We start from the raw sequence: 26351 nt of genomic DNA, 5'->3' as shown, positions 1-26351 counted from the left end.
AAAAGGGCGGGATCAAGATGACAAGAAAGCGAACGTTAGTTTTGGTGCTGGCAGCTGCCATGCTGTCGGCCTGCAATGCAGCAGGAACCGGCGGAATAGCAAAAACAGACGGGACGAACGAGGCGGAAACGATCGTGACGAAGCCGGCGGAGCTTGTCATCTACTCGTCCAGCGGATGGACGGAGGAAGCGTTCAACGATCGGTTCGGCAACGCGATTCGACAGAAGTTTCCGCAGCATACCATTCGTTATATTCAGAAGGTGAAGGGCATGGACTACCCGGATCTCTTAACCTCGGGACAGCAAATCGATATGATCTGGGAATCGGTCGCCGCCTTCTCCAAAGCACTGCAGTACAACGTTCATATGGATATGACCGATTTGATCAAAAAGCATAATATCGATACCGGTCGAATCGAGCCTACCATGCTGGATGCGATGAGGAAGATGTCGGATGGGAAATTGTATGCGCTGCCTGTTGTAAACAACACCATGTCCTTATACTACAATAAGGATCTCTTTGATAAGTTCGGTGTATCGTACCCGAAGGACGGTATGACTTGGGATGAAGTGCTTGAGCTGAACAGGCAGCTGACAAGAACGGAGGGAGGGGTTCAGTACGTCGGATTAGCCTTATCGCTGGGGCACTATTTCGACATTAGCCCGCTCTCCGTTACGAAGATTGACTCCAAAACGCTAAAGCCGACGCTTCAGGATGACAAATGGAAGGCAATTTTCCAAATTTTTACCAGGATGTCCGAGCCTTCCGGCTACAAGGAGAAGCTGCAGGAGATCAAGGCCATTCCCGGTGTCAATCACTTCGTCAAGACCAGGGATGCGGCCATGCTGGCAGGTCTGGCCAATGTACACGTTACCCAGGACGTAACGGGACTTAATTGGGACGTTGTGTCTTATCCGATCTACAAGGAAGCGCCGGGCATGCATCCGCAGGCCTACCCGACTTACTTTGGCGTTTCCGGCATCAGCCAGCATAAGGACGAAGTGATGGAGATCATTCAATACCTTCTCTCCGACGAGTTCCAGCTCGCCGTATCAAAGACCGGAACGCTTCCGGTCGTCAAGAACGATGCGGTGCGTCAGGCGTTCGCGCAGGAAACGAAATTTAAAGACAAGAATGTAAAGTCCGCTTTGTACAGCTCCTTCGCGCCGATCGCGGTGCAATCTCTATATGACAGCTACGTCTCAGCCGCCTACACGAAAAAGCTTGTTGACTTGGCAAGCGGAAATATTGATCTGAACACCTTGCTGCGCACGTCGGAGGAGGAAGCGGTAAAGGAGATGGAAGCCGCGAAGCTGAAGTAGATTTATGGGGAAGGCTGACGATCCAAAGGATCGTCAGCTTTCTTTTACACGCGGATCGGTACCGGGCTTTATGTGAAATCTGCCACAAAATGCAAAAAAACGAGTGACGATACCAATTGTATCAGATATAATGATACAGATGGTATCATAACAAATGGGAGGATGAACATGAAGTCTAGGATGTGGAAACGCTGGTTCCGCAAGTCGATCCCTATCACGCTGATTTGTTCCCTCGCCGTTACGCTATTGCCGCCCACGGCAATATATGCGAACAGCAGGGAAACGGAAGCGATGCTGGGCGAATGGCTGCAGGAGCTAAGCCCACAAGCAACGATTACGCAGTCGGTTTATGAGGGGAAGCAAAGTGTAACAGGGTCGGTTTATTTGGCTGCCCCGCCGCCCCCAACACTTGATCAGCTGCCGCCAGCCGTGAATGGGGACACAGTTACGGTAAGCGGTACGGCCGTGCCCGGCTCGCTGGTGACGGTAAGGATTACATACCAAAGCTCTCCGGTAAGGACGGAATCCACCCTGGCGGACGCGGAAGGTAAATTCTCCTTTAGTATTCCGACGGTCTGGGAGCAATTGTACAGATTCACCGCTACGGCAGCCCTGAACGGTCAAGTCAGCTCCGAATCGAATCTGGTTCAAGTACGGAAAGACTCAACTCCTCCCCCTGCTCCGTCGAAGGTAGTATGGACAACTTCAGGCAATGACCAAATCCTTTTGAACTGGGAATCGCCTGTGAATGATACGGACACGGTGAAGTACGAGATATACCGTGATAATATCCGTTTAACAGAGACAACGGACCGGCATTTTACTGATTCCAATTTACCATCGGTCAGTTTATTTCATTATCAGGTTCGCGCAATAGATGCAGCAGGGAATTCCTCCAATTCAGAAACCCTTGATGCGGGTACCCCTCATTCGACCCAGCAATTTATCAATGCCAGCGCGGAAGGCGTACCGGGCAACGGCAATGCGGTCTCCCTTGCACTCAGCGGGGACGGGAGCAAATTACTCTTTTTATCCGATGCAGATAATCTGGTTCCGGGTACGCTCCCTACGGGAAATTCGCTGCTATATTTGCGGGATCTAGTGCAAAATACGATTCAGCATATCCCGCTTCCGATCGGAGCTATGAATCCTTATCGCCCGATAATTAATGAGGATGGCTCCGTAATGGCGATTCAAGCGGATCTTAATGACTTATACCAGATTTTCATCAAACATCCGGGTTCGGACGCGTTAACCCCGTTAACCTTGGCCAATGGGGAGATACCGAATGATTTTTCCGTAAGTCCTTCCATTAGTGATGACGGTAACTTGATTGCTTTTCTATCCAACGCAACGAACCTTGTAGAGAATGACACGCCGGAAACGCTCGATATCTTCATTTATGATCGCAGAACCCGTGCCGTTACCCGGGTGGATCTTTCAAACGTGCTGCAAGACGCACCTGAATGGTATAACATCGAATATGTTCGTCTTTCCGGTGACGGCAAGCATATTGTCTTTCAGCATGGCTGCGGAGAATGCGGCGGTCTGACCTACCTCATGGAGCTTGCAAAGCCAAGTGAAGCCCAATCCTTCGCTTCAGGATACGATGAAGTAAGTCTTAGCGATGACGGACGGTATGTTGTGTATAACGAATTCGGCGTAATCTATTTGTATGACAGACTGGCAAGCGGGGAGGAGAAAAGCCGAATCCTCTTTGAGAACAACGGCGACTATTATTTGGACGATCCGGTCATCTCCGGTGATGGCAAACGGGTTACGCTTGGCGTTTATAACTATTTGACCAACGCCAACGGGCTGGTATGGCTTGACATTGCAACCGGCGAAACCAAACAGGTGAGCAATCCGGCTTCCTATGCCTTCGGAAACACGATGTCCACCAACGGAACCAAGACCGCCTTTATATCTATGTATACAGGGCATCGTTCCCCGATGGGATATTTTCTGGATGGAGCCTTTACTGTATGCCCGGTGGAATGCAGCTCCCAGCCCCAAGGGGAGAAGCCCATTCAGAAGGTGCAATGGAATGCTCCAATGACAGTAAGGCAGCAGCTGAAATTTGGCGGTACAATAGCTGTTACGGTTACCGGGGTACCCGGCAGGCAGGCGGGAGCCACCGTTTCTTATAAGAAGGGGAACGTGGCGGAGAGTACGGAGCTTATCCTGACGGAGAGCGGCACGACACCGGGCTCGTACACAGGGAGTTTTCAGCTGGCTGAGGGCATTTCCGAGGTCACCTCCCTTGTCGGGCGCGTTGCGGACAGCAAGGGACTCATGGTTCCTATGGCTGCGGAGGGATTGCCGTCTTCCGTTTCCGCACAGCTTCAAGTATCGATCGGCAACCTTGCCAATGAGGACGTCAGGGCGGCGTTAGCCGGATCTCGTATGGTTGCCTGGAGCGACGCTAAGCGTACGGGAGCGCAATCGGCCGTAGACTCCGAATTCCTCTATCAGATGGCGCTGCCGGATGCGGAGGATTACCGGGTATCCCTCCTCGCAGCCGATGGAGAGCTGTTAGGGGAGTTGCTGCAGGTCAATGCAGCCAAAGGAGTCAAGCACCATTTGACGCTTGATGCCCGAATGACGGCAACGCTTCGCATCACGACAACGCAAGACCCCGAAGCGCCGCTGCGCACGGTGCCGTTGACCATCACCCGTGCCGACGACCCTACAGCCGTCCTGGCAGTAGCCAGCGTGAAACCGGGAGCGGAAACGGAGCTGCGGGACATCGTGCGTGTCAGTGAGAAAATTGCTGTAACTGCACAGCTGCCAAGGCCGTATCAGCCTATGCCTCCTGTTGTGGTTGATGTCAACAAAAGGAATATGCAGATTACCCTCCAGCCCGAGGTGCGTTACGGTACGATTAGCGGCATGGTGAAAAAGTCGGATGGAACCCCCGTTCCGAATGTCAATGTTACCTTCACGCAGGAAGGGATTCGTGAAGTGTCGGCGACGGACGATCAAGGAAGGTACACCGCGCGGCTGCCGCTAGGTGTCACGACGGTTAATGCAGTACAAATCGCCGGCAATACAACCCTTCGTGCAAAGCCTGACCAAACCGTGACGGTCACTGAGAATGTACTTTGGGATATCGTCCTGCTTGAGGAAAAAAGAGCGGAGATTCATGTGGATTTTTATACGAAAAGGGTGGGAGAGGAATGGAGAAAGGAGGATTTGAATTATCCTTTGGTCACCCGATTCCAGCCTGCTTTGTATCATCCGAACGATTCACGCGCCTATCATTGGAGCACGACCAATACGATCGTCGCAACGGGCTACAACGGTCAACCGTTTAAGGCTTGCGTAATCGATGTTCTGAATGTCATGGCGACGAGCTGTCAACCGCTTGTGCTGGATGAGAATTACAAAGCAAGTGTGGAAATTCGTATAGCGGAAGCATCGGCCTTTACCGGCACGCTTACCGCTGAGCAGCCTTTGCCTTCCAGCCCGATTACCATGAATTTATATGAGGCGGATACGAATGGCGGCAAGGGAAGAATCGTTAGCAACGGGAGCGTTGCTTGGGGGAAAATACGGGGAAGCTTGCCGCGGACGGGAAATTACATCGCGGTATTTCATACGTATAGCGGCACAAGATTATTTAGGGCGGAAAAATCGTTTGCCGCTATCGAAGGATCGACCGTTGATTTAGGTACCGTTATGCTTACGAGCGGAGGCATATTCGAGAATGCGGCGGGGAACAGCCTGCAGGCGATGGACCTTCCCGTTGCCGAGGGTTCAAGAATCCGTCTACGAGGCACCTATGAGAACGGATCGAATCAGGAGGTTCTGAATGGTACGCTGCTGCTGCAGATTCCTGCAGGCGCATCTTTAGTCGCCGGAAGCATTATGCTGAATGGTGAACCGGCCGTAAGTGTTCCGATTTCGGCACATACTCATGAGGTGCAGCTGCCTCAAACTATAGGTCCTAGAGGCAAGGGAACGATCGTTTACCAGCTCCAGCTTGACGAAGCCAAGAGTGCTATGCTGAACGCGGAGCTGGGTATTCGCTTCGATCAAGCCGCAGGCCCGCGAAAGGTAGAGACCATCGGAGCCACTCTGATTCCGGTAACCGAGCTTAGCCTGCGTGCACCGTCTGTAGTCGCGAAGAAGACATTTACCGTAGACGGGCGTGCGGTACCGGGAAGCCGGATACTCGTATTCGACGGCCAGCAGCAGGTTGCGGAGACCACCGCTTCGGCAGGCGGATACTGGTATACCACCATGACGCTGGTTGATTCCGAGGCCCAGGCCAATGTGCATGCCCTGAAGGCCAAATCAATAACGGATGAGAAGGAAGCTTATTCCGAGACGGCCTTCGTCAAATACGATCCGCTGGAGCCTGCTCCTCTGCATCTGGTCATGAAGAACGGCCATAACCAAATGACTGCGGATTTGTCTAACGGTGTCGCGCGTCAGCCGATGAGTATCGTGCCGAGCTCGCCGATTTCCTTCTCCGTAGCGTTTAACGTGCCGGAGCGGATTGAGAATGTTGTGCTCAAAGTTGCCGGAGAACAGGTGCCTCTGGCAAGAAATCCGCTCAGCGGGCGTTTCGAGGGGATCAAATCCAGCCGTCAACAAAGCCTGGGACTCATCTCCCTTTCGTATGAGGTGAAGAAATCGGCTTATGCGGTATCGGCAACAGAGGAAGAGATCTTAAAATCGATGCCGCCGGAATTGCGAAAGCTCGATGCCGTTGTGCTTCAGGACGGCGGCAGCACGCTGCGTTCCCAGCTGGCTGATGTACCTGGCAGGCAGTATGTGAATCCTGTCTCCATCAGCTCCAAGGATTATCCGGATGAGAAGGTGGATGTGCAGTTCTGGCATTCGCCGGCAGAGGGCTACACGCCTCCGCAGGTTCCGCCAGGCTCTCCGGAGGTATATGATTTGAAATTCTCCTATAGCGGCTCGACGGCGCAGTTTAGCGCTGTGGTTCCGGTTGAGAAGGCGCGTGAAATCATCACGGCATTCGGAGGCGATACGCAAGCCTTGTCCGGTCCCCCGGTCGTAGGGTACGTCAACTTCGGGGGGCATTTCTGGATCAATATTAAAACCCCGGGAGCGGGTACGGGGCTGGGATTGGCCGGTGCAGTTCTCAACGGATATGATTTTCAGCAAAAAATGAATGATATGAACGCGTTCCTGGATAACGTAACCGGCGCGGAATGCCTTCCTCCCGGCTCGGGAACACGGTTTGTCAACAAAGCGCAAGAATTGGCTCAGGAGCTGCTCGGTATCCTGATCGCCAAGTATATGATGCAGCTGGCGGGCATGGCGTTGGCTTATAGCGGCATCGGCCTCATTGGCGGAGCAGCTGTACTCGCCACAACGACGGGCGTCGGTTATCTCGCCATGAATGACTGGGAGAACAGATACGACCAGCTAAAGAATCATTTTGAAGAATACTCGAGTGTCGCTGCAGACCAATGTGAGAAGGATGAAGAGGATCCGGAGGAGCCGGATGATCCGAACAGACCGGATGATCCAACAAAGCCGCCGCCGGATGATGATCCGATCGCGGATCCTTACTGGATTTACGACCCAAGCGGTTTCGTCTATGAAGCAGTGGAGTCGAACCGGTTGGAAGGGGTAACCGCCACGGCGATGTTCCGGGAGCCCTCTGATGGAACATGGCGGGTATGGGATTCCAGTCTATACGGACAAATAAATCCGCTCTCTACCAATCGCGAAGGGCGATACGCATGGGATGTGCCTGAGGGTCTATGGAAGGTAAGGTTTAGTAAAGAAGGCTACGAGCAGGCCTTTAGCGAAGAACTTCAAGTACTTCCGCCTCATTATGACGTCAATGTAGGTCTCTTCTCACATGAAGCGCCTGAGGTTGAGAAGGTGAGCCAAGGGCGAGAGGACAGCTCAAGCTTCTTGCTGCTGCGATTCAGCCATTATATGCAGCCGGCCACAGTGACGACAGAAACCGTGTCAGTCCTTCAGGCTGTGTACGGTTCGGATGTGCCGCCGGTCCCCATTCAGGTAGAACCTTTACAGCCCGAACGGAATCCCGGGGGAGAAAGCCTGTCCAAGGAATACAAAATCAAAGGCACCTTCGTTGCAGGGCAAACCTACCGGGTTGTAGTGGATCCGATGGTGCTGAGCTACGCGGGCAGACCGATGACCGAACCGTACGAAGCTTCTGTTATGATAGCCGACAGATTGCCTGCCGTACAGGAGGGGGTATCGGAGGTCAGTCTCATTGGCGGCACGAATGCCATCAGCTTAAGCTGGAAGGAAGCAGACGATGTGGAGTTTGATGCAGTCACCATTCGTTGGACCGCCCAGGGGGCATCCTCGCCATCCGGCGACCAAACCATAAAGCGCGGCATCGGCTTTGCTTCTATCACCGGGCTGGAGCCTGGTAAAGCATATACAATACATCTCGCATCCGCGGCGGCGGATGGAAGGCAATCCCAGGGCATTACTCTTATCGGTTCTACGCAACCGGCCCCTGTGAAGCCGGTGAATACTCCTCCTCAGCCCGTGACGCAGACCGCAGTACTGGCAGTACAAGGGGGCTTAACGGTGACTTGGACGGATCCGGAGGACGCTGATTTGAAGGCAATTCGGGTATCCCTTCGAAAGCCTGGCGATTCGACCTTCGGTTATACGCAGGTGATCCCTGCAGGTAAGCAAGAGGCGCGGTTTGAGAATACCTCAGTCTTAGGGGCTTATGAAGTCAAGCTGGAAGCGGTCGATTACTTGCAGGCCGCATCCGTACCGGTAACTGTGGCCTACAGCATAACCGACGCAACCGCTCCGGTAACGAGCTTTGACATCGCACCGGTTTTCTCACCGGATGGCAGCTATGTCGAAGGTATTATCATTACCTTGACCGCTACAGATGCAGGCTCTGGAATCAGCCGGATCGAAACTCGCTCCAATGGCGGTCCATGGGTCGAGTACAAGGACCCGATTGTTTTGAAGGCGAACGAAATGGTCTGGACGTTTGAATTCCGCAGCTATGATCGAGCGGGCAATAGAGAATGGATTCACGTCATCGACTTTGCCAATGGGACGATTTCTCAGATAGAGGAGTAAAGGAGGAAAGTGGAATTGAAGAAAAAAACGTATTGCGCACCTGGAATCACCTCACATGAACCGCTGCAGTTTGAAACGGCCATATCCGGAGGCGAAATGTTTTGTGAGTACGTATTTCGCCCCGGCTCACCGATTCCTGTGCTCGTCTGCAGGCCGAAGTAAATCTGACGTGAATTACCGATTGAAATAGCAACCCATTGGTGCTATGCAAGTCCATCAGGGCTGTTCCCTGTAACCTTTAGGATCTGACCATCCTCCTGCGTTCTCGTAGATGGTTCGTTTCGCAAAGGGCAGGAACAGCCCTTTTTATGGTGTTGGGGTGAGGTTGATCATGCCCCTATCCGTAATCGGAAGTAAGGTAGTATACTAGGAGTTATATAAATTAACTTTACAATGGTCTGGTCTGACGATCTCTTAACAGGCTGTTATTAAAAAATTAGGAGGACGTCAGTAATGGCAAAAGGAAAAATACCTAAACGGCCCACCCGGGACGAATTTGTATTAGAGGAATTAGGAAATCAAATCTCCGAAGCGTTTCATGAAAAATCGGAAGTGCTGCTAAGCATTTGGGCCTGGGAAGAGCAGCTTCGAGGTCAGATTGTACATTTGGATTCAAGGACCGGTAAGGTCCATGTAAATAAAGGGGCCGAAACGGTTAAGGTATCATTCATGGATATTATGAGTCTGGATTATCCAAGGAATTAGCTCCCAATGGGCACCCGTTCCGATTAGAGCATTATGCGTTACAAAAATGCGGATTCATCTTACACATCCTGTTGCTATAAACGGGGGAAAGCGCAGCCAAGGCGCGATAATACGAGCGGATTTTGTGCCGCCCCACTGCAGTTACTGCAGAGAATCGAATGTAGAGCGGTCTCCGGATATGTCGGTATGCTAAGCTAGTCGTGGACGGCGGGAAGCGCGGTACGATGTCGGAGGTATTGACGACACGTATGGAATCGCCAACCGTTCGGTGGAATGCCGCCACGAATGCGGGATTTCCAACCTTGGGCGATCCGAAGGTAACGACCGAAGGCCGTTTGAACCTTGTATGTGCAACCACATCAGGGGCGCATAACGTGGCGAGCGCTCCGCCTAAGCTGTGACCCGTGATAATCAGACGTTTCTCTGGCGAATATAGCCTCCGCAGGTGTTTTAGCAGCATAACTCTAACGGCCCTGGTATATAGATCAGTGAATCCTCTATGTGTTTGTCCGCCCGCCGATACATAAGGATATTTCACTTGACGCCAATCTAGATCAGATAGTACATCTTGCATATTTTCCGTTCCGCGGAAGGCAACGATCACCTTGGTAGAAGACTGGATGATGAATCCAAGATAAGAATGGCCTCTCCCTCCCAGGGCCGCAATATAACGATAGCCGCTTGGCAGCACAAGTGTTCCCTCTTTCTTGTATTGCTGCAAAGCCTGCATAACGACCGCCGAGAGAAATATAGCTTGGTTTACCCTTTGCTTCCTCGCCACACCTATCTCTCCTTTGCATGAAAGAATTGCTTCACTTTATTCAAAGGCACCGCTTGTTGATATCCGCTATGACACAAACAAGGTTAACCTTGAATTGAGGTGGTATCCAATGGTAGAGAAATATGTACTGAGCTTCAAAGAGATCGACAAGTCCTATTTGCCTTATGTGGGCGGAAAAGGCGCGAACCTTGGGGAAATGACTAAGGCGGGGCTGCCCGTTCCTCAAGGATTTTGTGTATCCACTGCCGCATATCGCGAGTTCATCCAAACCGGTAAGGAGATGGATGAGCTATTCGATCGGCTGGATCAGGTCGCTCATGATGACTTGGTACAAATTCGTTTATGGGGACAACGGATTCGTGATCATCTTGCCTCTCTATCTATTCCTGAAGATATAAAATCGTCCATTGCCGAAGCGTGGGAACAAATGGGCAAGGAGAAAGCCTATGCCATTCGTTCCAGTGCTACGGCGGAGGACTTGCCGACAGCTTCGTTTGCAGGTCAGCAGGATACTTTTTTGAATATGCGCGGGCTGGAGCAAGTGCTTGGCGCTGTGCAGAAGTGCTGGACCTCCTTGTTCACCGACCGGGCTATCTCCTATCGTGCCAAGAACGGATATAACCACCGGTTGGTGTTTTTGTCGGTTGTGGTTCAGCAGATGATTTTTCCTCAGGCTTCCGGAGTTATGTTTACCGCTGATCCCATTACAGGCCGACGTCATACCCTATCCATCGATGCAAGCTTCGGGCTTGGGGAAGCCCTTGTATCCGGTTTGGTTACACCTGATTTGTACCAGGTGCGTTCAGGCAAAATCGTCAAGAAGAATATTTCAAAGAAGGAAATTGCGATCTATTCCGTTCCCGAAGGAGGGACCGTTACTAAGGATGTGCCTCCTGAAAAACAACAATGGCAAGCTCTTTCCGACGGTGAAATTGTTGAACTGGCCGAATGGGGTCGAAAAATCGATGCCTACTATGGTTCGGAGCAAGACATCGAGTGGGGATTAGCCGAAGGCAAATTTTATATTCTTCAGAGCCGGCCGATTACGTCTCTCTATCCGGTACCGCCTGTTTTTGACGATCGGCTGCACATATTTATCAACTTCGGTTACTTACAAATGATGACCGACCCTATGAAGCCATTGGCCATATCGATCTTGAGCTACGCGCCCAGTTTTTTTCAAAAGGATCCTTCATCCCAGGATAATCCGATCATAAGGGAAGCCGGCGGAAGGGCGTTTGCCGATGTTACAGGTATTCTTACCATGAAACCTGTTCGTAACAGAATTCTCAAGGTTATGAAGGGTATGGATGAATTAATGGCATCTGCGGTAATGGAGTTGATGGAACGCGAGGCATTTCGGGTTGTGTCCGTACCGATTAGGGATCGATTAAGAGTCATGGGGAGAATGGCGCCGATTGTCATCCCCGTAGCCGCGAAAGTGGTAAGCAACTTGTTGTTTAAAGAGCCCGAAAAGGCTTCTCGAGATGCTGCAGCATTTATGGAAAACACGGTTAAGGAAATCGAGAAGAGCATCATGGCGGCTTCAGGCGCGGACCGGGTTCGTCTGATACGGCAAGGTATGCAGCATATGCTGGCCAGAGTCCTATCGAAAATTGTCGTGTACTTCATTACAGGAGTGATTGCTTCCGGATTTCTTGAAAGGAAGTTGAAAGATAAGGCAGGGGATCAACGCGGCGCTTCACTGTTAAGTCAACTGTATAAATCTCTGCCCGGCAATGTGACAACCGAAATTGGCCTGGAGTTAGGAGATCTCGCCGATAAGTTCAGATCGTATCCTGAAGTCGTCGCCTATTTGCAAAAAGCAAGCAGCGATACTTTCTATGAAGAACTGCTCAAGATCCCCGGAGGAGCCGAGGCTCAGTATGAATTAGTCCGTTTTCTGCGAAAATACGGGATGCGGTGCGCAGGTGAAATCGATATTACAAAGCCGCGATGGAGCGAGGATCCGACGCAGCTCGTGCCTATGATTCTCAGCAACATCCGAACGGCGTCTTACGGGGAACATCGCAGGAAATTCAAGCAAGGCGAGCTTGATGCGGATAAGGCGGCAAAGGAGATTGTCGCGCAGTTCGGCTTTTATGAAAAACGATGGGTGTCCCGTTTGGTAAAGCTGTATCGCAATCTATTGGGGATGAGGGAGCATCACAAGTTTTTGCTGGTTCAAATTTTATCTATATACAAACGCGCTATATTGGAGGAAGCGAATGCGCTTGTAACCAAAGGAATATTGGTGCAGCAAGAGGATCTATACTTTTTTACTTTGGAGGAAATGATCGCACTGCTGGAAAACCGTTATTCTGATGGCGACAATATTCAAGAAATCGTAGAAGAGAGGAAAAGGCAGCATGAGTTCCATCAGAAGCTGAAATCCCCCCGTGTGATAACCAGCGAAGGGGAAATCGTTACCGGAAAGCGCCGCGATGTGATTGCTCCGGAAGGGTCGCTGGTAGGAACACCGGTTTCTGCAGGTGTTGTAGAAGGAGTAGCAAGGGTCATTCTACAACCGGAGGAAGCCAAGCTGAATCCGGGAGAAATATTAGTCGCGCCCTTTACGGACCCCGGATGGACTCCGTTGTTTACTTCCATTGTCGGACTCGTAACGGAAGTGGGCGGTATGATGACTCACGGGTCGGTGATCGCCCGCGAATACGGCATACCTGCTGTGGTGGGCATCGAGAGGGCTACTGAATTGATTCAGGACGGTGCCTATATCCGGGTGGATGGAACGAGCGGGTTTGTGCAGGTGTTGGACGATGGTCTTGCTCATTCTAGAGGTGGTTCATCTCATAGGCAATAAAAGTAACCCGACGACGTGTACCGTCGCAGGTTACTTGGTTTTCATCATTTACCTACCCCGATAGAGCTGGCCTAGGTTCCTTGAAAATAGGACTCATCTGCGAGTCAGTGGGAAAATAGCTTCAGTGCAAGTTTAGGCTGAAGCTATTTTCCCTCGACCAACGATAAGATGGTCATATTTTACGGACTTATAGGGTAGCCCCCTTTGCCTATGCGGCGACTACTATTACTGAACGCGAACGAGAAGTCCGTGTTTTCCGAAAATATCCGCCATCACTCTCGACGCCTCTTCCTGATCCGGCCCATGGATCTCGAGGAGATATTCATGATTGCTGATCAGGGTAAAGGTCAGGCCGAGTATACTTTTCACGTCAATAAACTTGTTGTCAATACACAGCACGATGCTTGATTCAAATTGACTTGCCGCCTGGTTGATCTCTACAATTGCTCTAGTCCCGATTCCACTCATGTTCGTTCCTCCTGGTATAGCTCATCATTGCCCGACCGGGTTAGTACAGCTCCCCCTATCAAGCATAGACCGCTAATATAAAAGATGGCGACTAGGCCTGCCCACGACCCGAGGGCGCCGAAAAGCAGCGGGGCGGCCATCTGCGACAACCGATTCGTTGCAAGACGAAGACCGAGCACTTCTCCGGTTCTGGATTTGGGTGAAGCGTTATACGTTGTCGTCATGGACAGCGGCTGTCCGCAGCCGAGTCCGAAGCCCATCAAAGCACTAATGAGCATAAGCAGAGGCACTTGTCCGAAGACAGGTACCAAGACAAAGGCTGCACCGGCCATTAAAATCGAGATGAGCAGCACATTGCTTCGTCCTACACGATCTGTAAGCCTCGAGAGGAACAAGCGGACAAGCACCATGGCAATGCCCTGCACCGTGATGATCCAGCCGATAACCGAAGCCGACAGCCCGAGCTCCTCCCCGTACAGCGGAAAGTATGCGACGAAGATATCCCTCGAATACAGTACAAGCGCGCTGGAGAACAGCGCCTTACGCAGCAGCGGAATCGTTAGCAGGGAGAAGACAGACCCTTGCATAACGTTGGAAGCGGTCCCGGTCGTTTGCTTTTTCCTTTCCAGCTTAGGGATGAAGAAGGAGAAGGCGATGGGGATAAGTCCGAGCCCAAAGGCAACGGCGAAGGCGAACGGATAGGAGACATGCTCTCCCAGGTACCCTCCAAGCACTGGCCCCACGACACCGCCTAAAGCTACGGACATGCTGAACATACTGAAGTAATGATCCCGGTTTTCCTTGGTTGCCGCATTTCCGATGACATTTTGCAAAGACACATTAATAAAGATCTGCGAGACACCGACGATGGCTTGAGACACATACAACGCCCACATCTCCGTTACGAAAAAGGGAATACCGACTCCTATGGTAATGCCGACCGTTCCCAGGATAACAGGGAGCCGGTCCCCCACATAATCCGCGATTTTGCCAATGTGAATGGCTAATACCAAAGGGAAAAACGCATACGTCGCCGTAAGAAGGCCGATATCGGCCATCCCGGCGCCCATGTCCGAAGACAATAGCGGGATGAGCGGACGGGTGATATTGAGCATCACCTGAAAGCTGAATACGATGATAATGACGGTCCTTAATAGAATAAACGGCCACCCCCTCTAGGTAGTTAAACAGGAATCCGGGAATGGTGCGATTATAACATATACAGCTTCAAATGAGAGCGGTTTCCTAGTCCGGCGCTTCGTAAAAAATATGATAAAAATGACGGAAATCGGAACAATTGAAAAAATGCTCGTAAACTATGACCTGTGAATTTTGTGTGATAGGATGAAGTCGTCAACCAAATGAAAACGCTATCACATACATGCACAGGAGGGTTCTTATGAATTTCAAAAAGCAATGGGTTACAGCTTTCGCAGCAGGTGCGGTTGCATTAAGCCTCGCTGCATGCGGCGCCACGACAGCACCGGCCGACACAGCGAAGAACGGTTCTCAAGGCAATGCAGCTCCGACAGCAGCGAAATCGAATTATCCGGTGAAGCCGATCACAATCATGGCACCTTCCGGGGCAGGCGGCGGATTGGACTTGACCTCACGTGCACTCGCCAAGGCGGCTGCGGGCACCAAGCTGGTCTCCGAAACGATCACGGTAGAGAACAAGCCGGGCGGCGGACAGGCAGTGGGCATGGCGGAATTCGTTACGAAGGACAAAGGCAACGCTTACAAGCTGTTCTTGCCCTCTTCGCCGATCATTATCAACAACCTGAAGAAGGAAGGCAACAGCCCTTATTCGTTCCGTGATCTGACGCCGCTGGCACAGCTGACGAAGGACTACGGCGCGATCGCAGTCAAAGCCGACTCGAAGTACAACGATCTGAAATCGCTGATGGAGGATATGAAGAAGGATCCGAAGAGCATTACGCTGGCAGGGGGTTCGGCACCGGGCTCTCAGGACCATTTGATTGCGATGCTGCCTGCGGTCAAGGCCGGGGTGGATGCGAAGGCCATCAAGTATGTTTCCTATGACGGCGGCGGCGAAGCCTTGACCGCTTTGCTGGGAGGGAATGCAACGGTACTGGCCACAGATATTTCCGGCTTGGGCGAATACCTCAAGGCCGGCAAGGTGAAGGTGCTTGGCGTGTCCGCTCCGTCCAGACTTTCAGGTTCGTTCAAAGACATTCCTACTTATAAAGAGCAGGGCATCGACGCCGAGTTCACCATCTGGCGCGGACTGTTCGGGCCGAAGGATATGCCGGCCGATGCTGTGAAGTATTGGGAGGAGAAGCTGAAGGCACTTACAGACAGCGAGGACTGGAAGAAAGAGCTTCAGGCGAACGGCTGGGAGAACGGCTACAAGAACGGCGCCGACTTTAAGGCATTCCTGGAGCAGCAGGAGAAGCTCATCAAGGACATTCTCGGTCCGCTCGGCATGCTGAAATAATACGGCAGGATCAGAGGAAGAGGCGCAGCTCAGCCGCACTTCTTCCTCTGAATCATTAGAGATAAGGGAGAGATCCATATGAGCAAGAGCTTCGACCGTTACGCCGGAATCGTCTTTCTGGCTATGGGGGCAGGCTTTGCTGCCGAGAGCACAAGAATATCCGAGAGTGCCTACGGCAGCAATGTCGGCGCTAACATGTTTCCGCTTATTCTAGGAATCATCTTAATTGTGCTGAGTATCCGTCTTATTGTGGAGACGTTTCGCTATAAGCAGGAGACGAATACAAAGGAGAAGCTGGATTACAAAAGGTTTCTAATTATTTTTACAGCCGCGGTGCTGTATGGTTTATTCATTGAACAGCTGGGGTATGTCATCTCTACGTTTCTGTTCCTGCTTGTCGGGTTTCAGACCATGGAGCGGGGAAAAATTTGGATTACGCTGCTCATCGCAGGCGGATTTTCGTTCGGCGTGTATTATTTGTTTGTAGAAGTAATGGACGGCACGCTTCCAGGCTTACCGGCTTGGTTAGGCCTATCGTAAGGGGGAACTCTAATGACTACCATGGATTTTCTGATAAACGGGTTATCTACTGCGATGCAATGGCACAACCTCATCTTCGTGTTCCTGGGTGTATTGATCGGCACCTGTGTAGGTGTGCTGCCCGGAATCGGTCCGATGAGCGGCGTGGCGCTGCTAATACCGATCACCGGTACCTTAACCGCGGGTATGAGCGCGGAGGCTTCGGCTACAAGCTCGATCATTTTGCTCGCAGGTGTATATTACGGCGCCATGTACGGCGGTTCCACGACGTCCATTCTGCTTAATACTCCGGGAGAGTCCTCTTCCGTGGTGACTGCGCTTGACGGTTACCAAATGGCGAAGCAGGGTCGGGCAGGCGCTGCGTTGTCCATTGCTGCGATCGGTTCCTTTGCCGCAGGGGTTGTTGCTCTATTAGGCCTGATCTTTCTCGCTCAACCGCTTTCCGCCGTCGCGATTACCTTCGGCCCGGCCGAATATTTTTCATTAATGGTGCTTGGACTTCTGGCGATCAGCGGACTGGCCGGCAAATCGATGACCAAATCGCTGATTATGACAGCGGCAGGACTCCTGCTAGCTACGATTGGAATCGACAATGTGTCGGGCGTAGCCCGCTTTACTTATAATATTCCTGAACTGTATCAGGGACTGGAATTTTTGACGATTGCCGTAGGAATGTTCGCCTTAGGCGAGGTCTTTAAGACGATTCTCGAGAGGGAAAGCAATGACGGCGAAGTCGCCAAGATTTCCCGAATTATCCCGACCAAGCAGGATCTGAAGGATAGTGCGGCTCCGATTGCCCGCGGCTCGATCCTGGGCTTTTTCATTGGCTTGCTTCCCGGTGCCGGAGCGATTCTTGCCTCCTTCTTCTCTTATATTATGGAAAAAAAGCTGAGTAAAAATCCAAGCAAATTCGGCAAAGGCGCAATTGAAGGAGTAGCAGGGCCGGAATCCGCCAATAACGCGGCTGCCGGGGGCGCCATGATTCCGCTGCTGACGCTGGGGATTCCGTCCTCCGGGACGACGGCGATCATGATGGGCGCATTTATCATGTATAATATTACACCGGGCCCGCTGCTCTTTACCGATCATCCGCAGCTGGCATGGGGGGTCATTGCCAGTATGTTCGTCGGCAATCTGATGCTGCTTGTGCTCAATATGCCGATGGTGAAGCTATTCGCGAAGGTCATTGAAACGCCTGCGAAATATTTGATTCCATTAATCATTACGTTTTCCGTATTTGGAGTTTATGCCGTACAGTACTCGATTTTTGACCTTATGCTAATCATGGGCTTTGGAGTAGCCGGCTATTTTCTGAGCAAACACGATTTCCCTATCGCCCCCATGGTGCTTGGCCTGATCCTGGGGCCGATGATGGAAAACAACATGCGCCGGGCACTGACGATTTCGAACAGCGACTTTATGATTTTCCTACAAAAGCCGATCTCCTTGGCCTTCTTACTTATCGGCTTGCTTTGGGTAACGATTCCGCTTATTCTGCGAATGAGAGGGAAAAAAGTGCTTATCAACGAGGAGGGTTAACATGGAAGAGGAGAAGGTGAAGGAAGCCGTCAGGCAGGTCTTCGGCCAAAATGCCGAAAAATATGTGAGCAGCGTCTCCCATGCGCAGGGGGAAGATCTGGAACTCCTGCTGGAATGGCTTGTGCCTAACCCATCCTGGACTGTGCTGGATGTAGCAACGGGTGGAGGGCATGTGGCGAAGGCGGTTGCCCCTCATGTGGGATACGTCTTCGCTACGGATCTCACTAGGGAGATGCTGGCCGCCGCGCAGAAGCATGTACAGGCAGCCTGCGGAAATGTCCGGTTTCTGACCGCGGATGCGGAAAAGCTGCCGTTTCTGGACGAGAGCTTTGATGCCGTAACCTGCCGGATCGCTGCGCATCACTTTCCGCACGCAGAACGGTTCATACAGGAAACGGCGCGAGTTCTGAAGCCGGGAGGCAAGCTTATCTTGATTGACAACGTGGTGCAAGGGGACGGACGGATCGGACACTTCGTGAACGAGGTCGAGCGTTTGCGCGACGAGAGCCATGGGGAGTGCCACAGTGTTGAGACGTGGAAGAGCTGGTTTGCCCTGAACGATCTCCATGCGGCAAAGGAGCGTCTTCGAAAGAAGACCTTTGATTTCCCGTCTTGGGTGCGAAGAACGGCTGCTTCTGAGGAGCAGGTGAAGCGGGTGGAGGAATATCTCCTCCGTGCGGACGCAGATTTGCAGCACTATGTGGGATTGCAGCTTTCGGACAGCGGTGAAATTCTGAAGATCCATATTGATGAGTGGATGGTTATGGCGCTGAAAGGGTAACGGGTGCAAAAAACACGTAAGGATTGACGGAAGCGGTGCGCTTCGTCAATCCCTACGTGTTTTTTTTTGTTGTGAAGCAGGAGGCGGCAGCTTCCCGTTACCTCACCCATTTGTATTTCCGTTCCGGTCGGCCGACCGTACCGTAAATCGTTTCAACCTCGACCTCGTGCACCGAGACGAGATATTCCAGGTAGCGGCGGACCGTGGAGTGGCTCATGCCGGCCGCCTCCGCGAATTCGTCCGCTCCGAGCGGCCCCGTCTGTGCCCTAATCTTATCCCTCACGAGCTTCAGCGTCAATTTGTCGATTCCCTTCGGCAGCATATTCGCATCGGCAGTACCTTTGACGGCCTGCTGCGACACGAGCCGGCCCGACGGACGGAACAACCGGTCGACCTCGTGCTGCTCCATCGTTTGCCCGCTTCTGAGCTGCGCCGAGGTGGCGGCATATTGCTCGAGTGTGGCAGTAAACTTATCGAGCATGATGGGTTTGATAATGTATCCGTAGGCCCCCCCGTGGATGGCTCCGCTGACGGTTTCGGTATCGTTGGCTGCCGTAATCAGAATGACGTCGATGCCTTGATGCTTTTGCCGTAAGGTTCTCAGCAGGTCAATGCCGTTCATGTCCGGCAGAAACACATCGAGCAGGATCAAGTCGGGGGCGAAGGCCTGCAGAAGCTCGAGTGCTTGCTCGCCGGTGCTGGCTTTCGCGATGATCCGAAATTGATCCAGCTTGTTTGCAAACTGTTCATAAATTTTCGCCGCAATGGGATCGTCCTCAACGATCATGACGGTTATGCTTTGATCTGTCATCAGGTCCACCTCGTTCTTCCAATCAGAGTGTCGTTGGTGCCATCTTGGGAAATACGACGGTAAAATGCGCACCGCCGAGCTTACTGGTGTTGATAAACAAATGCCCGTTCATTGAGTGCAGGGCATGTCGGACAATCGCCAGGCCGAGCCCGCGGTTCTCTCCCGGCTTGGAGGAGTAACCGCTGATAAAGATGGCGTCTTCCTTGTCGCGGGGGATTCCCGGACCGTTGTCCTCGATGTCGAATATGATATCATTACCGAGGTCGGTGAACGATACCCGCACGACGGCTTCGTTCCTGCGATGCTCACGCGCCGCTTCCATGCCGTTATCGATCAGGTTGCCGATGATGGTGACCATCGTCTTCGTGTCCGTACCCGCCGGGACATCCATCAGCTCGCTGTCCGGATCGATTTCCAGCTGTACCTTGAGCTCTTTAGCACGGTTTGTCTTGCCAAGCAGACAAGCGGCGACAAGCGGGTCCCTCACCGAGCTGACGAGAAACTCGATTATGTCCTGACGCTCCTTAACCTCTTCGGCGATCATCTCCGTCGCTTTGTCATAATGACCTAGGGTGAGAAGCCCATAGATCGTGTTGAGCTTATTCAGATATTCGTGGGTTTGTGCCCGCATATTGTCGGAGAAGGCTTTGATCTTGGAGAACTCATCCGTCAGCTTCTCGATCTCCGATTCGGTGTAGAGCGTGAATACGGCACCTACGGCCCTATGGGCATGAAGGATAGGCTCGACATGGATGGCATATACCTCAGCCCCCCAAGTCACTCTTTGCTGACTGTAGCCCTGCTTGGTGACGAGACAGATCTCCATGGCGTTGCGCAGCGGCTGCGGAGTAAGCATATCCCCAATGGCCAGTTGATGCTTTTGTAACATCTCGCGAGCTGTCCGGTTCATCGTGACAATAACACCCTGCAGATTGACCGCAACGATGGAGTCACGAATCGATTCGAGTGTGGCATTCTTCTCCTGGAAAAGAAAGGCGATCTCCTCGGGCTCAAGTCCGAAGATCAGCTGCTTGATCCGTCTTGCGGTAAAATAAGCCCCGATTGAGCCTACGATCAGCATCAGTGAGCTGAGACTGGCCACCTTCCAATGATAACCCTCGACCAGATCGTCAATCTGATTCGATAAGAAGCCTACGGAGACGATCCCGATGATTTCATCGTCCGCATTCAAGACGGGAGTTTTCCCTCGAAGGGACGGCCCTAATGAACCGACGGCCTCGGAAATAATAGATTCTCCCGAGAGCACCGGAGCATTATCGCCCCCGACCATCTCTTTGCCGATTTGCTCCGGATTGCTGTGAGAATACCGGATGCCCTGCTTATTACCCACCACGACATAGCTTGCACCGGTGGAGAGTCTCGTTTGCTCTGCAATCGGCTGGATCACCGATGAGGGATCCGGAGACTCGAACGCTTTCACGATGCGGGGATCCATAGCCGTCATTTTGGCTACGGTGAGCGCTTGCTGGCCGACATAGCGGGTTACGATCTGATCGAGCAATAAGGCGAATAAAGCACCGGAAAGAGCCATGCTGGCAAAGACAACGATCGAAATCAGAAGAACGATATGTGTAAGTAAGCTCCATTTGGTTTTTTTGATCACATGCATAAGCTTCCTCACCAGGTTTAGTAGTTTTTTAGGTTTTACTGCGTTCCTACCATTGTACTAAGAAAATGTATTCGCTTCCATAGCAAAAGGGTGGAAGCTGCCGTGAACAAAATGAACAAAATAGAAAAAATCACCGAAACAGTACGTCATATATGCATATAGTGTATTCTATTAATTGAAAACATGGGAAGAGGGGAATGTTACGATGGCGATTCGAAGCATGGATGTAAGAGAGCCTAGGAGGATTCACCGCAATTTATCGACGGCCCAGCTCGTAGAAGCGGCACTGCACCGTATGGAGGGGGTGCTTACGAGCAATGGAGCACTCCGAGTGTTGACAGGGAAATATACCGGTCGCTCGCCTAAGGACAAATATATTGTGCAAGAGAATCTTGTAACCGATTCCATAGATTGGGGGACGGTGAACCGTCCGATCTCACCGGAGCATTTCCAAGCGCTCTACCTGAGGGCCATGGACTATATGGCGGGTGAGGAGATGTATATTTTCGATGGCTTTGCCGGAACCGATCCGGAGTACCGGATGCCGATTCGAGTGGTCACCGAGTATGCCTGGCATAATCTGTTTGTAAGACAGCTGTTCGTTCGGCCGACCGAGGAGGAGCTTAAGCGCCACCGTCCGGAATTTACCGTCCTGGCACTCCCGGGTCTAAAGGCCGATCCGGAAAAAGACGGGACAGCATCGGAAACCTTCATCATCATTTCCTTCGAAAAGCGGGTCGTTCTCATCGGTGGAACCGAGTATGCAGGTGAGATGAAAAAGTCGATCTTCAGCGTACTGAATTACTTGCTTCCCAAACGCGGCGTACTGCCGATGCACTGCTCCGCTAATGTAGGAGACGATGGGGATGTCGCACTCTTCTTCGGACTATCCGGCACGGGGAAAACAACCTTGTCCGCAGATCCGGGCCGCCGATTGATAGGAGACGACGAGCATGGCTGGTCCGACCGCGGCGTATTTAACTTCGAGGGCGGCTGTTATGCCAAATGCATCGGATTGACCGAAGCGAAGGAGCCGCAGATTTATCAGGCGATCCGTTACGGCACTGTCCTGGAGAATGTTGCGTTGAAGGAAGGAGAAAGGGAGCCGGATTACGATAGCGCGGAATGGACGGAGAATACGCGGGCGGCGTATCCGATCGACTATATTCCGGGAGCCCTGCAGCAGGCAACGGCTGGGCATCCGAAGGTGATTGTGTTCCTGACAGCCGACGCCTTCGGGGTACTGCCGCCGATCGCCAGACTGACGAAGGAGCAGGCGATCTATTACTTCCTCTCCGGCTACACCTCGAAGCTGGCCGGTACCGAACGCGGCGTTACCCAGCCGGAAGCTACCTTCTCCACTTGCTTCGGAGCGCCTTTCCTGCCGCTTGCGCCAAGGGTATATGCCAACATGCTGGGACATAAAATTTCCGAGCACGGAGTCCGGGTGTACATGGTCAATACAGGCTGGACCGGTGGGCCGTATGGGATAGGCAAACGAATTCCGCTCGCGTACACCCGCGCCATGGTAACCGCCGCGCTGAACGGAAGCATCGAGCAGGCTTCATTCCGGGAGGAGCCGGTGTTCGGCCTAAGCCTGCCCGAGTCTCTTCCCGGCGTTCCTGACGAGGTGCTGTTGCCTAGATCGACCTGGTCGGACGGGACGGCCTACGATGTGAAAGCTGCGGAGCTTGCCGCTCAGTTCCGCGAAAATTTCCGAAGATTCGAAGCATAAATGAATTGGCCTTCCGAGGAGTTCTTCGGAAGGCCTTTTGCTTTGATTCGGCAGTTATCTTCCGGGCGGTAATAGTTGGCTCTGCCTAGCAATAAATGACCAAGCTTTGAGCAAAGAAAGTGTTATTAGTACCAAAAATTATTGCTGTGATGTTCGGCTCTTTGAGCTTATAATAAAATTTGGCATTATTTTATTGGTCAACAGACGGCAACCTCGAAAGATGCAGCTAACGAGAGGAGTGAGCGGAATGAGGTGGCTGGCAGGCTTTCGATCCTCTTTACGCAAGAAAATTATAATTACTTCATTGCTTTGTCTGGTTGTTCCCGTCGGGGGCATTCTTATGATTTCCAGCTCGTTTGCGATGGATTTAATTAAAGAAAGAGTGGAGAATACGGCCTCCGAGTCTTTACAAGTAACGGAAGTTCATGTAACCGCTGTCATGAACAATTTGATACGAATCACTAATAATATACAGTTCGATCCGGAGTTAAATTCCCTGCTTCGTACGCCACTACCCGAGGGCAGTCAAGCTATTGGGCTGCAACAAAAAATTGAGGATAAGCTCAAGACGCTTACATCCGATAGCCCTGGAATCTATATATCTATCGTTTTCCCGCAGGATCATTATTATTCCAATTACAGCTACTATGATTATCAGCCTTCCCGGTTTAAGAGCGAGCCATGGTTCCCGATTCTCAATAAGATGGAGACCTTCGAGACGTATTGGGTCGGCGTACAGCCTACCTATCTCGAATCGGAGCGCGAGCGCAACCCCTATCTTATTACAATTGCCCGTACCCTCCGTGACTTCTCACTGAACCCGTATGCATACGTAATCGTCAGCGTTCAAGAGAAGCAGCTGCGGACTGTGATGACGGAATATAGTGAAAGTCAACGCATTATGCTTCTCTCCGGCGACGGCACGCTTCTCTCAGGCATTGGAAGCATTGGGGAGACGTTTCCCCGTTTTCAGGAATTGTCGAAGGCTGAGAACAATTCGGTCTTCACCTCGGACGGGGCTGAGACCATTGTGGTGAAACGGCCCCTTCCGATTGCAGATTGGTCGATTGTCAGTTTGACCTCTTATGATAAAGCCGCCTCGCGCGTACAGGCGATATTTCGCTCGAATTTTATTATGCAAATCGGCTTGATTGCGGCATTCTTAGTTATTCTTATCTACTTCTTACGCCAGTTTACCAAGCCTATTCTTCGTCTGGTACAGATTGCATCAAGTATCGAGGCGGGCAATCTGTCGGTACGTTCCCATATCCAGGGACCGGATGAATTTGTTAAGCTTGGCCGGTCTTTCGACCATATGTTAGACAGTATCGAAACGATGGTACAACAAATTACCTACGAGCAGGAGCAAAAAAGAAGAGCCGAGCTTGCCATGCTGCAGGCCCAGATTCATCCGCATTTTTTGTTCAATATTTTAAATGCCATTCGTTTGAAGATTATGCGCAACGGAGACAAGGACAATGCGTCCATTATTAGCTCCTTAACCCGCTTGCTGCGTCATACTATAGCGCAAGACCATGAGTATGTTACTTTGCAAGATGAAGTAGGTCTGGTTGAAGATTACATGAAGCTGATGCGCTTTACTTCAAGGTACCCGTTTGAATACGAAATCCAGCTAAGCTCGGAAACACTGCTCGCAATGGTGCCCCGGTTCATTATTCAGCCGATTATTGAGAACGCGCTCGTTCACGGCTTGAAGCAAAAGCAAGGCACGATTCGAATCCATGCATGGAAGGAAGACACAAGTTTACTTGTAACTATTGAAGACAACGGGTATGGAATGGATTCGGAAGAGCTCGACTCCCTTCGGAGAAAGCTGCCTTCCGGTTACCGCGGCAAGAAACAAGCCTTACCGCAATCCGAGGGCATGTCTGGCATCGGCCTTGTCAATGTGTATGAACGCCTTCACATGGTATATGGGGACGCTTTCGAAATGAAGATAGATAGCCTGCGCATGCAGGGGACCCAAGTTAAGATAACGATTAAAGGGGGAGAAAGAATTGATCAAGTGGAAGGTGACGCTAGCCGATGACAGTTATCCGGTGTTAGAGTTTTTGTCAGAGGTGATTCCCTGGGAGTCGCTTGGCTTTCAAGTCATAGGTATGCATCAGAACGGACAAGAAGCTCTAGCTCTTATGACAAGTGAGATGCCTCACGTTCTAATTACCGATATCGGCATGCCGGAGATGGATGGTTTGGAGCTGATCCGCGAGGCACGCAGAATCAGTCCCAGACTCAAAGTGATTATTTTATCCTGCCACGATGAATTTCATTACGCACAACAAGCTATCAAGCTTAATGTCAACGATTATGTACTCAAGGAAACGATGGAGCCGGAAAGCATTATTCAGCTGCTGCAAGGGATTCAACGCGATCTTCGGGAAGAAAATGACGAGCAGCAGAACCGGGATCGTCTAAGATGCAAGCTGGACCAGAATTTATCATCCCTCAAAGAAGCGTTTATCCGCAGCACTTTATTCCATCCTGTATATGATCCGGAACGATGGGAGAAAGAAGCCAGGGAATACGGTGTGGATTTAGAAGGCTCCAATTATACGGCGGTGCTTTGTTATGTGAATCGTTACCAGCAGGTAAAGGAAAGGTTTCGGACGGGAGAAGCCTTCAAATATGCCCTCGACAACGCTCTTAACGAGCTTGCAGCCGGTATTGGCGGGGTAAGCTTTCCTTATTCGGAGGAGGAAAGCATTCTGTTTTTGCCGGCATCCGCTGTAAGCAAGCATCGGCTTATGGAGCAAATCGTCCCTAAGCTTCAAGTCATGCAAGCCGAGTTCGAAAGGCTGCTGAAGATCAGCCTGTCATTCGGCATATCGAATACATTCCATACCGTTCAGGACATGAAGCTGCAGCTCAAGGAACTGATCGATAGCAAAGACCTGCGGTTCTATGCCCGTCTCAAGAGCATATGGAAAACTGAGACAATCAAGAATGAGGAAGAAGATATTTATTCTATCTACCCCCAAGCTCTGGAGGAAGCCAAGCTGCTGATAACCGAAGGGGCTCCTGATAGGGTGTCGGCCGTTCTGCATCAATGGGATGAACGGCTTCGGGCGAAACGATGGAAAGCCGAGGAGGTTCGCGGATGGGTATTGAAGCTATTGTCCGACATTGACCATAGCTATCGCTCTCTGCAGGATTACCAAAGTGTTTATACAATGGAGCTGCTTCACAATCAATGGGGTGAAATTCGTTCCTTAGAGGAACTTATGGAGCAAATAGGAGCTTACCTTACATCCAAAATCGAGTACGTTAATAATCTGCAGCAAGAGAGCCACCGCAAAGAGGTGATTGAAGCCAAAAAGTATGTCAGGACCCATCTGTCCCAGAAGATTGGGATGGAGGAAGTGGCGCGCAGGCTTCACTTAAACGCTAGCCATTTTAGCAAAATTTTTAAGCAGGCAACGGGAGAAACCTTCGTGGAGTTCGTTACCCGTGTGAAGATGGAGCGAGCCGAAGAATATTTGAGCGGAACGGATCAAAGCGTGGAACAAATTGCCGAGCTGCTCGGATATGAGAATGTGAGCTACTTTATAAAACTGTTTAAAAGTCATAGAGGGGTTTCCCCATTAAACTTCCGAAAGCAGACCAAATAATGATACTTTGCACCAAAATAATCGGATGTCCATATCAGGTCCCCGTTGTAAGATGAACTT

General features: G+C 51.4%; 17 protein-coding genes. 12 read left to right on the top strand and 5 right to left on the bottom strand.

Annotated elements, in window-relative coordinates:
• Nucleotides 1–17: 17 nt before the first annotated feature.
• The 4 genes from QMO62_RS28345 (at nt 18) to QMO62_RS28330 (ending at nt 9098) form a co-directional block, all read left to right on the top strand.
• A complete protein-coding gene (locus QMO62_RS28345) occupies nt 18–1322 on the top strand; it encodes an ABC transporter substrate-binding protein (RefSeq protein WP_284645853.1) in 1305 nt (434 codons plus the stop codon).
• 168 nt (nt 1323–1490) lie between these two features.
• The gene (locus QMO62_RS28340; RefSeq protein ID WP_284645852.1) at nt 1491–8393 is read left to right on the top strand and encodes an OmpL47-type beta-barrel domain-containing protein; all 6903 of its coding nucleotides are present in this window, start codon (nt 1491–1493) and stop codon (nt 8391–8393) included.
• A gap of 15 nt (nt 8394–8408) precedes the next feature.
• Entirely contained in the window at nt 8409–8555 is a 147-nt protein-coding gene (locus QMO62_RS28335; RefSeq protein ID WP_284645851.1) for a hypothetical protein, read from the top strand.
• Between the two features lie 291 nt (nt 8556–8846).
• Nucleotides 8847–9098, top strand: a complete 252-nt coding sequence (locus tag QMO62_RS28330; protein ID WP_284645850.1) for a YolD-like family protein — start codon at nt 8847–8849, stop codon at nt 9096–9098.
• Between the two features lie 31 nt (nt 9099–9129).
• Here the strand turns inward: QMO62_RS28330 and QMO62_RS33470 are convergent, their stop codons facing one another.
• On the bottom strand, nt 9130–9672 hold the full coding sequence (locus QMO62_RS33470; protein WP_369699120.1) for a lipase family protein: 543 nt from the start codon (nt 9670–9672) through the stop codon (nt 9130–9132).
• A gap of 316 nt (nt 9673–9988) precedes the next feature.
• Between QMO62_RS33470 and QMO62_RS28320 the strand changes: the two genes are divergently transcribed.
• A complete protein-coding gene (locus QMO62_RS28320; RefSeq protein ID WP_284645848.1) occupies nt 9989–12700 on the top strand; it encodes a phosphoenolpyruvate synthase in 2712 nt (903 codons plus the stop codon).
• A gap of 225 nt (nt 12701–12925) precedes the next feature.
• On the opposite strand, the gene QMO62_RS28315 is transcribed toward QMO62_RS28320, so the two are convergent.
• A complete protein-coding gene (locus tag QMO62_RS28315; protein ID WP_284645847.1) occupies nt 12926–13168 on the bottom strand; it encodes an HPr family phosphocarrier protein in 243 nt (80 codons plus the stop codon).
• Complete coding sequence (locus QMO62_RS28310; RefSeq protein WP_284646705.1) at nt 13165–14304, bottom strand: MFS transporter; 1140 nt, start codon at nt 14302–14304, stop codon at nt 13165–13167. Before QMO62_RS28310 ends, QMO62_RS28315 begins: the two co-directional genes overlap by 4 nt.
• Before the next feature lie 263 nt (nt 14305–14567).
• On the opposite strand from QMO62_RS28310, the gene QMO62_RS28305 reads away from it, so the two are divergent.
• The 4 genes from QMO62_RS28305 to QMO62_RS28290 all read left to right on the top strand — a co-directional run bounded on the left by QMO62_RS28305 (nt 14568) and on the right by QMO62_RS28290 (nt 18486).
• Entirely contained in the window at nt 14568–15626 is a 1059-nt protein-coding gene (locus QMO62_RS28305) for a tripartite tricarboxylate transporter substrate binding protein (protein ID WP_284645846.1), read from the top strand.
• A gap of 78 nt (nt 15627–15704) precedes the next feature.
• The gene (locus QMO62_RS28300) at nt 15705–16166 is read left to right on the top strand and encodes a tripartite tricarboxylate transporter TctB family protein (RefSeq protein ID WP_284645845.1); all 462 of its coding nucleotides are present in this window, start codon (nt 15705–15707) and stop codon (nt 16164–16166) included.
• 12 nt (nt 16167–16178) lie between these two features.
• Entirely contained in the window at nt 16179–17705 is a 1527-nt protein-coding gene (locus QMO62_RS28295) for a tripartite tricarboxylate transporter permease (protein ID WP_284645844.1), read from the top strand.
• Nucleotide 17706: 1 nt separating this feature from the next.
• Nucleotides 17707–18486 (top strand): class I SAM-dependent methyltransferase, encoded by a 780-nt coding sequence (locus QMO62_RS28290; protein ID WP_284645843.1) that lies wholly within the window; start codon nt 17707–17709, stop codon nt 18484–18486.
• 97 nt (nt 18487–18583) lie between these two features.
• Here the strand turns inward: QMO62_RS28290 and QMO62_RS28285 are convergent, their stop codons facing one another.
• Nucleotides 18584–19297: a response regulator gene (locus QMO62_RS28285; protein ID WP_284645842.1), complete on the bottom strand. Its 714-nt coding sequence runs from the start codon at nt 19295–19297 to the stop codon at nt 18584–18586.
• Between the two features lie 22 nt (nt 19298–19319).
• Nucleotides 19320–20927, bottom strand: a complete 1608-nt coding sequence (locus tag QMO62_RS28280) for an ATP-binding protein (RefSeq protein WP_284645841.1) — start codon at nt 20925–20927, stop codon at nt 19320–19322.
• A 205-nt stretch (nt 20928–21132) separates the two neighbouring features.
• On the opposite strand from QMO62_RS28280, the gene pckA reads away from it, so the two are divergent.
• From pckA to QMO62_RS28265, 3 genes are all read left to right on the top strand, one after another.
• Entirely contained in the window at nt 21133–22662 is a 1530-nt protein-coding gene (pckA, locus tag QMO62_RS28275) for a phosphoenolpyruvate carboxykinase (ATP) (protein ID WP_284645840.1), read from the top strand.
• Nucleotides 22663–22909: 247 nt separating this feature from the next.
• Nucleotides 22910–24712, top strand: a complete 1803-nt coding sequence (locus QMO62_RS28270; RefSeq protein ID WP_284645839.1) for a histidine kinase — start codon at nt 22910–22912, stop codon at nt 24710–24712.
• On the top strand, nt 24681–26291 hold the full coding sequence (locus QMO62_RS28265) for a response regulator transcription factor (RefSeq protein WP_284645838.1): 1611 nt from the start codon (nt 24681–24683) through the stop codon (nt 26289–26291). The genes QMO62_RS28270 and QMO62_RS28265 overlap by 32 nt, the downstream gene beginning before the upstream one ends.
• Nucleotides 26292–26351: the final 60 nt, after the last annotated feature.

Source organism: Paenibacillus silviterrae, from assembly GCF_030167925.1.
GTDB lineage: Bacteria > Bacillota > Bacilli > Paenibacillales > NBRC-103111 > Paenibacillus_G > Paenibacillus_G silviterrae.
This window is presented reverse-complemented; position numbering and strand designations above follow the sequence as displayed.

Excerpts from the sequence above, each read along its gene's own strand:
- QMO62_RS28345 (WP_284645853.1), top strand. The coding sequence starts at position 18 with ATGACAAGAAAGCGAACGTTAGTTTTGGTGCTGGCAGCTGCCATGCTG.
- QMO62_RS28340 (WP_284645852.1), top strand. The coding sequence starts at position 1,491 with ATGAAGTCTAGGATGTGGAAACGCTGGTTCCGCAAGTCGATCCCTATC.
- QMO62_RS28330 (WP_284645850.1), top strand. The coding sequence starts at position 8,847 with ATGGCAAAAGGAAAAATACCTAAACGGCCCACCCGGGACGAATTTGTA.
- QMO62_RS33470 (WP_369699120.1), bottom strand. The coding sequence starts at position 9,672 with ATGCAAGATGTACTATCTGATCTAGATTGGCGTCAAGTGAAATATCCT.
- QMO62_RS28320 (WP_284645848.1), top strand. The coding sequence starts at position 9,989 with ATGGTAGAGAAATATGTACTGAGCTTCAAAGAGATCGACAAGTCCTAT.
- QMO62_RS28315 (WP_284645847.1), bottom strand. The coding sequence starts at position 13,168 with ATGAGTGGAATCGGGACTAGAGCAATTGTAGAGATCAACCAGGCGGCA.
- QMO62_RS28305 (WP_284645846.1), top strand. The coding sequence starts at position 14,568 with ATGAATTTCAAAAAGCAATGGGTTACAGCTTTCGCAGCAGGTGCGGTT.
- QMO62_RS28300 (WP_284645845.1), top strand. The coding sequence starts at position 15,705 with ATGAGCAAGAGCTTCGACCGTTACGCCGGAATCGTCTTTCTGGCTATG.
- QMO62_RS28295 (WP_284645844.1), top strand. The coding sequence starts at position 16,179 with ATGACTACCATGGATTTTCTGATAAACGGGTTATCTACTGCGATGCAA.
- QMO62_RS28290 (WP_284645843.1), top strand. The coding sequence starts at position 17,707 with ATGGAAGAGGAGAAGGTGAAGGAAGCCGTCAGGCAGGTCTTCGGCCAA.
- QMO62_RS28285 (WP_284645842.1), bottom strand. The coding sequence starts at position 19,297 with ATGACAGATCAAAGCATAACCGTCATGATCGTTGAGGACGATCCCATT.
- QMO62_RS28280 (WP_284645841.1), bottom strand. The coding sequence starts at position 20,927 with ATGCATGTGATCAAAAAAACCAAATGGAGCTTACTTACACATATCGTT.
- pckA (WP_284645840.1), top strand. The coding sequence starts at position 21,133 with ATGGCGATTCGAAGCATGGATGTAAGAGAGCCTAGGAGGATTCACCGC.
- QMO62_RS28270 (WP_284645839.1), top strand. The coding sequence starts at position 22,910 with ATGAGGTGGCTGGCAGGCTTTCGATCCTCTTTACGCAAGAAAATTATA.